At 69.3% G+C, this 8,171-nt stretch carries 6 protein-coding genes; 4 read left to right on the forward strand and 2 right to left on the reverse strand.

The genetic code is table 11. The features are described from left to right. Positions 1-127: 127 nt before the first annotated feature. The gene (gene guaB / locus VF542_RS10690) at positions 128-1,639 is read right to left on the reverse strand and encodes an IMP dehydrogenase (RefSeq protein WP_408651696.1); all 1,512 of its coding nucleotides are present in this window, start codon (positions 1,637-1,639) and stop codon (positions 128-130) included. Between the two features lie 452 nt (positions 1,640-2,091). On the opposite strand from guaB, the gene VF542_RS10695 reads away from it, so the two are divergent. From VF542_RS10695 to VF542_RS10710, 4 genes are all read left to right on the forward strand, one after another. Then, the gene (locus tag VF542_RS10695) at positions 2,092-2,979 is read left to right on the forward strand and encodes an ABC transporter ATP-binding protein (RefSeq protein ID WP_408651691.1); all 888 of its coding nucleotides are present in this window, start codon (positions 2,092-2,094) and stop codon (positions 2,977-2,979) included. Between the two features lie 91 nt (positions 2,980-3,070). Further along, positions 3,071-5,590, forward strand: coding sequence for an ABC transporter permease (locus VF542_RS10700; RefSeq protein WP_408651697.1), 2,520 nt, complete (start codon positions 3,071-3,073; stop codon positions 5,588-5,590). Between the two features lie 245 nt (positions 5,591-5,835). Beyond that, a complete protein-coding gene (locus VF542_RS10705) occupies positions 5,836-6,228 on the forward strand; it encodes a DUF5319 family protein (protein WP_408651692.1) in 393 nt (130 codons plus the stop codon). A gap of 429 nt (positions 6,229-6,657) precedes the next feature. Continuing rightward, on the forward strand, positions 6,658-6,948 hold the full coding sequence (locus tag VF542_RS10710; protein WP_408651693.1) for a WhiB family transcriptional regulator: 291 nt from the start codon (positions 6,658-6,660) through the stop codon (positions 6,946-6,948). 104 nt (positions 6,949-7,052) lie between these two features. Here the strand turns inward: VF542_RS10710 and groEL are convergent. After that, positions 7,053-8,171 (reverse strand): chaperonin GroEL (groEL, locus tag VF542_RS10715; protein ID WP_408651694.1); only part of this gene is annotated, 1,119 nt, incomplete at its 5' end.

Here is an 8,171-nt window from a genome sequence, read left to right on the forward strand (position 1 = left end):
TGACCAGTGACCGCTGTGGTTCAGTGACCGCTGTAGTTCAGTGACCGCCGCTGTAGTGACCAGTGACAGCTGTAGTTCAGTGACCGCCGTAGTTCAGTGACCGCTGTAGTTCAGTGACCGCTGTGGTTCAGTGACCGCTGTAGTTCGGTGCCTCCACCGTCATCCGGATGTCGTGCGGGTGCGATTCCTTCAACCCGGCGGCGGTGATCCGGACGAACTGTGCGTTGCGTTGCAGCTCGTCGATGCTGTGCGCGCCTACGTAGAACATCGACTGCCGCAGCCCGCCGATCAGCTGGTAGGCCACCGCCGCGAGCGGGCCGCGGTAGGGCACCTGCCCCTCGATCCCCTCCGGTACCAGCTTGTCGTTGTCGGTCACGTCACCCTGGAAGTACCGGTCCTTGGAGTAGGACTTGACCCGTCCGCGGGTCTGCATCGCCCCGAGCGAGCCCATCCCGCGGTAGGACTTGAACTGCTTGCCGTTGATGAACACCAGCTCGCCCGGCGACTCCTCGCAGCCGGCCAGCAGTGAACCGAGCATCACCGTGTCGGCGCCGGCCGCCAGCGCCTTGGCGATGTCACCGGAATACTGCAGCCCGCCGTCACCGATCACCGGCACCCCTGCCGGACGGCACGCCAGCGCCGCCTCGTAGATCGCCGATACCTGCGGCACGCCGACCCCGGCGATCACCCGGGTGGTGCAGATCGACCCCGGCCCGACCCCTACCTTGACCCCGTCGGCACCGGCGTCGACGAGCGCCTGGGCTCCGGCCCGGGTCGCGACGTTGCCGCCGATGATGTCGACGCCCTCAGCCGCCGGCTCGGACTTGAGCCGCCGGATCATGTCAGTGACGCCACGGGCATGCCCGTTGGCGGTGTCGACTATCAGCACGTCCACGCCGGCCTCGACCAGGGCCATGGCGCGCTTCCAGGCGTCGTCGAAGAAGCCGACGGCGGCACCGACCCGCAGCCGTCCGGACAGGTCCTTGGTGGCCAGCGGGAACTGCTCGCTCTTGGTGAAGTCCTTGACGGTGATCAGGCCCTGCAACCGCCCGGCGGCATCGACCAGCGGCAGCTTCTCGATCTTGTGCTTGGCCAGCAGCCCCAGCGCGACGTCCTTGTGCACGCCGACCTGCGCGGTCACCAGCGGCATCGGCGTCATCACCTCGGCCACCCGGCGCGAGAAATCGGTCTCGAAGCGCAGGTCGCGGTTGGTGATGATGCCCACCAGCAGGCCGTCGCCGTCGACCACCGGCAGCCCGGAGATGCGGTACCGAGCGCACAGCGCATCGACCTCGGCCAGCGTCGTCGTCGGCGAGGTGGTGACCGGGTGGGTGACCATGCCGGCCTCGGACCGCTTGACCAGATCGGCCTGCTGGGCCTGCTCCTCGATCGAGAGGTTGCGATGCAGGATCCCGATGCCACCCTGGCGAGCCATCGCGATTGCCATCCGCGCCTCGGTGACAGTGTCCATCGCCGCCGACACCAGCGGCAGCTTCAGCGTGATGTTGCGTGACAGCCGCGCCGAGGTGTCGGCCTCGCTCGGGATCACGTCGGTCGCGCCGGGCAGCAGCAGCACATCGTCGAATGTGAGCCCCAGGGTGGCGAATTTCGCTGGCACACCCCCGATCGGATCAGGCACGCTGTACTCCTCGGGCCCGGAGCCGGCGCTGACACCGGCGGCTGCGCTGGACCCGGCAACGGCGCCGGAGTCAGCGAGCGCACTGGACTCGGCAACGGCGCCAGAGTCAGCGACCGCACTGGACTCGGCAACGGCGCCGGAGTCAGCGAGCGCACTGGACCCGGCAACGGCGCCGGAGTCAGCGAGCGCACTGGGTCCGGAAAGTACGGTGGTCGCGGGATCTGACGGGTGGTTGGTGTTCACACGAACTCCTCGATGCCGGTAACCCATCCTAGGGGGCGACCGGGAGCTGACCCCGGATTTGGCGACCTGCAGGTGAGCAAAACCTCAGGGGCGAATCAGGGTATCCCCCACTGCCCCCGGCAGGCGCGATCCGGAAGTCTCAGCTGCAGCGGACATACCCCCGGCCCGGCCAGCACACCTGGGCCAGTGAACAGTCGAAAGGCAAGCCCATGAACTCACCCGTCACCACCCCGTCCGGCAACTCGCCGACCGGCAACTCGCCGACCGGCAGCTCCCCGAACGGCAGCACCGCGGCCGGTGCCGCTCCGGCCGCCACCGCCTCGGCACCGCTCAGCACGCCGGCCGTTCCGGGCGGGCAGCGCGGCATCGCCGCCCAGGCGATCGGCCTGAGCAAGGTCTACGGCAGCGGCGACACCCAGGTGCGCGCCCTGAACTCGGTCTCGGTGGATTTCGCCCGTGGCGAGTTCACCGCCATCATGGGCCCGTCCGGCTCGGGCAAGTCCACCCTGATGCACTGCCTGGCGGGCCTGGACACCGCGAGCTCCGGCTCGGTGCGGATCGGCGACACCGAACTGACCAGCCTGTCGGACAAGAAGATGACCCAGCTCCGGCGGGATCGGATCGGCTTCGTCTTCCAGGCCTTCAACCTGGTGCCGACGCTGACGGCGCTGGAGAACATCACGCTGCCGATGGACATCGCCGGCACCCGCCGCAGCGCCGAGGACCAGGCCTGGCTGACGTCGGTGATCGACACCCTGGGCCTGGGTGACCGGCTCGGCCACCGGCCCTCGGAGCTGTCCGGCGGCCAGCAGCAGCGGGTGGCCTGCGCCCGGGCGCTGGCCGGGCGTCCGGAGATCATCTTCGGCGACGAGCCGACCGGCAACCTGGACTCGCGCTCCTCCGGCGAGGTGATGGGCATCCTGCGCAGCTCCGTCAGCCAGCTCGGCCAGACCGTCGTCATCGTCACCCACGACCCGCGGGCGGCCAGCTACGCCGACCGGGTGGTCTTCCTCGCCGATGGCCAGATCGTGGACGAGATGCGCGCTCCCACCGCCGAGTCGGTGCTGGACCGCATGAAGAACCTCGAGCAGGTCTGAGATGGCACAGGCATCGAGCACCCTTGCCCGGCCCGGTGCGTCCGGGCCCGGCAGCGACCAGCCGGCCGTCGCGGCGAAGTCCGGCGCCGCGATGCGCAAGGTGTCGCTGCGCAACCTCGCCGCGCACAAGGTCCGGCTGGCCCTCACCGTGCTGTCGGTGGTGCTCGGCACCGCCTTCGTGGCCGGCTCCTTCGTGTTCACCGACACCCTGCAGCGCACCTTCGACGGCATCTTCGACGACACCGCGGTGGGCGTGGACGTCCGGGTCTCGGCGAAGGAGGAGGAGAGCAGCGGCGTCCCGCTGGCCGACCTGGACCGGCTGCGCGCGGTCCCCGGCGTGAGCAAGGTCGAGCCCGGCATCACCGGCCAGATCGTGCTGCTCGGCTCGAACGGCAAGGCGGTCAAGGGCGGCGGCGCACCGAGCCTGGGACTGTCCTACCTGCCGAAGGAGCAGCAGATCGGTGACCAGTTCACCTTCACCGCCGGCGCCGCTCCGGCCCGGGCCGGCGAGATCGCGCTCAACGCCGGTGCCGCGAGGCTCGGCAAGCTCAGCGTCGGCTCGCACACCAAGGTGCTGGTGCCCTCCCAAGGCATCCTGGACGTGACGCTGACCGGGATCTATGCCACCGAGACCGAGACCGGCGGCTACATCGGCGCCCTGTTCACCCAACCCCAGGCCCTGCAACTGTTCACCGACGGCAAGCACGTCGGCTATGTCGACATCGCTGGCAATGCCGGCGACGGCGTCTCCGAGAACGAGCTGCGCGACCGGGTCGCCCAGGCGCTGCCGGAGCTGAAAGCCAAGACCGGCGACCAGGTCCGCCACGACATCAAGCAGGACATCAACAACGCCCTGAAGTTCATCAACTACTTCCTGCTCGCCTTCGGTGCCATCGCGCTGCTGGTCGGCACCTTCATCATCTACAACACGTTCTCGATGCTGGTGGCCCAGCGGCTGCGCGAGCTGGCGCTGTTGCGGGCGATCGGTGCCAGCCGGCGCCAGGTCAGCCGCTCGGTGCTGCTGGAAGCGGGACTGGTCGGGCTGGTGGGCAGCGCCATCGGCATCGCCGGCGGCGTGGGCCTGGCCTACGGCCTGCGGGCGCTGCTCAACAGCTTCAACGTCGGGCTGCCCTCCGGCGCCCTGCAGCTGCGGCCCCGCACCGTGCTGATCGCGCTGGCCATCGGCATCGGCGTCACCATGTTCAGCGCCTACTCCCCCGCCCGGCGGGCTGCCAAGATCGCTCCGGTGGCCGCGATGCGCGAGGAATTCGCCTCGACCGGGACCTCGCTGCGGCTGCGTACCGCGCTCGCCGCGGTAGCCGGCCTGCTGGGCGTGCTGGGCCTGGTCGCCGGGGGCACCGCCAAGGCCGGCGGCGGCGCGGCGGGGCTGGTCGGGCTCGGCGCGCTGGGCCTGATCATCGGCGTGCTGCTCGGCGCGCCGGCGCTGTCCAGGCCGATCATCGCCGTACTCGGCGCGGGCCTGGGCCCGGTGTTCGGCCCGGTGGGCCGGCTCGCCCGGACCAACGCCGTCCGCAACCCCCGGCGTACCGCGGCCACCGCCTTCGCCCTCACCCTGGGCCTGATGCTCGTGACCACCATCGCGGTGTTCGGCGCCTCGGCCAAGAAGAGCATCAACGGCCTGGTCGACAACGGCGTCACCGCCGACTACATCCTTACCGGCCCGGACGCGATCGGGGTGCCGGTGGCGGCGGCTCCGGCGGCGGCCAAGGTCAGCGGGGTGGCCGCCACGGTGGCACTGCACCCGGTGCAGGTGAAGATCAACAACCGTTCGGAGTTCGGCACCGGCGTGGACGGGCCGCTGGCTCAGGTGCTGCGTTACCGGATCCTGCAGGGCAGCGCCGACCTCAGCGGGCGCAACCTGCTGGTGTCACGGAAGTGGGCCGAGGACAACCACTGGAGCGTGGGCAGCACGGTGTCGATGCTGACCCCGGACCAGAACACCGTGAACACCACGGTCGGGGGCATCTACGACGACAGTCAGCTGCTGGGCAACTGGCTCACCTCGGGCAGCCTGTACCGCGAGTTGACGCCGAGCCGGACGCTGAGCGACGAGGTGGTGCTGATCAAGGCCGCCCCGGGCACCGACCTGGCCGCGCTGCGGACCGACCTGGAGCGCGCGACCGATCCGCTGGTGGTGGTGCAGGTGCAGGACCGGGAGGAGTTCAAGGGCGAGGGCGCCAGCCGGATCAACGCGCTGCTGGCGGTGCTCTACGGCCTGCTGGCGCTGGCCATCGTGATCGCGGTGCTGGGCATCATCAACACCCTGGCGTTGTCGGTGGTGGAGCGCCGTCGCGAGATCGGCATGCTGCGGGCGGTGGGCATGGTGCGCCCGCAGGTCAGGCGCGCGATCTACCTGGAGTCGATGCTGATTGCGGTGTTCGGAGCGATCGTCGGGGTGGCACTGGGGCTGACGTTCGGCTCGCTGTTCGTCCGGACGCTGCGCGAGCAGGGCCTGGACCAGGTCTCGGTGCCGATCGGGCAGGCGGTGCTGATGCTGGTGCTCGCGGCGGTGGTCGGCGTGCTGGCGGCCCTGTGGCCCGCCGCCAGGGCTGCCCGGACCCCGCCGCTGGCAGCGATCGCTGACCTCTGAGTGCCCAGCGCGCCCGCGCGGCAAGGCCCGGCCTGCTGCCCGAGAGGGTGGCGGCCGGGCCTTCGTGCGGACGCCGGTAGGCAGGTGCGCCCAGGCGTAGCGGGGGGTAGCCGGGCCCGCCACGGCCTGCTACGAGCGCCGGCAGGACCGGAGCAGCTGGCCGGGGGGTGTGGAGGGCCAAAAATCAGCCTAAAGAAATCGGCAAGAATTGGAACGCACCGGCCAACGGGCGTTACCGTTGACGGGTGACCTCTCACGACTCGTTCTCCGATCCGCACAGCGGACCGCTAGATCCGTTCCTGGGGGACCCCAACGATCCGTCCAACCTGCTGGACGATCTGGACCCGGTCGAGCCGCTGACCGATATCGACCTGCAGGAGATCGCCGCCGACCTGGCCGAGTTGACCGAGTTCGAGGCGGCCCTCAGCCCGCACGAGATCCACGGCATCGTGGTGGACTGCGCGGACTGCGGCGAGCAGCACTACTTCTCCTGGGCGCTGATGGCAGCCAACCTGCGCAGCCTGCTGGGCAGCGGCCGCACCGGGGTCCACGAGCCGGCCGCCGAGCCGATGACCGACGCCTACGTGAGTTGGGACTACGCCCGCGGTTTCACCGACGCGCTGGCCCATCGCAGCTGACTCGTCCCACCGCAGCTGCCCCACCGCAGCTACCGACGCGCTGCCCCACCGCAGCGACCGTCCCACCGCAGCGACCGTCCCACCGCAGCGGCGATCCCTGCAGCGACCGTCCCACCGCAGCTGACCCGTCCCACCATCCGGTGGACATCAGAAGTATTTATCGGCCTCGTCGCCCGTTCCGGAGACAGAGAGTAACAAAGCTTTAACACTCTGAGCAGACGCCCTCGCATTAAATGTTCCCTTTGGGTAGCTCTGACACCCCGCTAGCCCCTGTCCAGGCCGGGAAATCGGGCACTCAAGGGGTTGCCCGCGGCCCGATAAAAAATTTCGCATCCAGATGGCCACGCAGCGTTACCTCTCACCGCTTCGCTCGTTGATGGAAGCACCTGGCACATTCTCTTGCCAGCGGTTTTGGTTCGGGAGGTAACGATGGCGGATGTGTCGCGGTTGCCAGCACCGCGTGCGGAGGACTGGGACTGGCAGATGCAAGGTGCCTGCCGAGGCTTGGATTCCTCGACCTTCTTCCACCCCGAGAACGAGCGGGGACCCTCTCGGGTCCGCCGGGAACGGGCCGCCAAGCAGGTATGTGCCCGCTGCCCGGTCAGCCAGGCCTGCCTGAACTGGGCACTGCAGACCCGCGAGCCTTACGGCGTCTGGGGTGGCAAGTCCACGGAGGAGCGGGCCCAGCTGATCAGGATGCAGGCCAGCTACGCCAGCTGACACGCTGGCGACAAAGACCAACTCCCCGCTCGCATAGCGGACGATGCGAGCGGGGAGTTTCCTCAGTCCACGGCCCGGTCGGGCCGGCACTGCCGGACTAGAGACTAGTGGCTGTGCGAGTGGCCGCCGTGTGAGTGTGCCTCCGGCTCCGGCTCGGCGGGCTTCTCCACGATGGCGGACTCGGTCGAGAGCAAGAGCCCGGCCACCGACGCCGCGTTGCTCAGCGCCGCCTTGGTGACCTTGACCGGGTCCACGACGCCGGCTTCGAGCAGGTTCTCGTAGTTGCCGGTCGCGGCGTTCAGGCCGACGTTGACGTCCAGGTCGCGAACCCTGCTGACCACCACATAGCCCTCCAGGCCGGCATTGTTGGCGATCCAGCGCAGCGGCTCCACCAGGGCGTCGCGGACGATGCTGACCCCGGTGGCCTCGTCACCGGTCAGCTTCAGCTCGTCGAGGCAGGGCAGCGCGTGGACCAGCGCGGCACCGCCGCCGGCGATGATGCCCTGCTCCACCGCCGCGCGGGTCGCGGAGATCGCGTCCTCGATGCGGTGCTTCTTCTCCTTGAGCTCGACCTCGGTGGAGGCACCGACCTTGATCACGCCGACACCGCCGGCCAGCTTGGCCAGGCGCTCGTGCAGCTTCTCGCGGTCCCAGTCGGAGTCGGTGGACTCGATCTCGGCGCGGATCTGAGCGATCCGGGCCTCGATGTCGGCCTGGTTGCCGGCGCCGTGGGTGATGGTGGTCAGGTCCTTGGTCACCACCACCCGGCCGGCCGAACCGAGGTCCTCCAGGCCGATCTGGTCGAGCTTGAGCCCGACCTCGGGCGAGATGACCTGGGCTCCGGTGACGATGGCCAAGTCCTGCAGGAAGGCCTTGCGGCGGTCCCCGAAGAACGGCGCCTTGACGGCGACCACCGAGAAGGTCTTGCGGATCGCGTTGACCACCAGGGTGGACAGCGCCTCGCCGTCGACGTCCTCTGCCAGGATCAGCAGCGGCTTGTTGGCCTGGATGACCTTCTCCAGCACCGGCAGCAGGTCGGCGATCGAGGAGATCTTCTGGGTGGTGATCAGCAGGTACGGGTCGTCAAAAGAAGCGAGGAGGCCTTCTGGATCCGTCACGAAGTAGGGCGAGATGTAGCCCTTGTCGAACTGCATGCCCTCGGTGAACTCGAGTTCGGTGGCCAGGGTGTTGGACTCCTCGACGGTGATCACGCCGTCGTTGCC

The sequence above is a fragment of the Jatrophihabitans sp. genome (assembly GCF_036389215.1).
In the GTDB taxonomy this organism is placed as follows: domain Bacteria; phylum Actinomycetota; class Actinomycetes; order Mycobacteriales; family Jatrophihabitantaceae; genus Jatrophihabitans_A.

What these genes read in the sequence shown, in the direction of transcription:
- VF542_RS10695 (WP_408651691.1), top strand. Translation starts at nt 2,092, where the DNA reads ATGAACTCACCCGTCACCACCCCGTCCGGCAACTCGCCGACCGGCAAC.
- VF542_RS10700 (WP_408651697.1), top strand. Translation starts at nt 3,071, where the DNA reads ATGCGCAAGGTGTCGCTGCGCAACCTCGCCGCGCACAAGGTCCGGCTG.
- VF542_RS10710 (WP_408651693.1), top strand. Translation starts at nt 6,658, where the DNA reads ATGGCGGATGTGTCGCGGTTGCCAGCACCGCGTGCGGAGGACTGGGAC.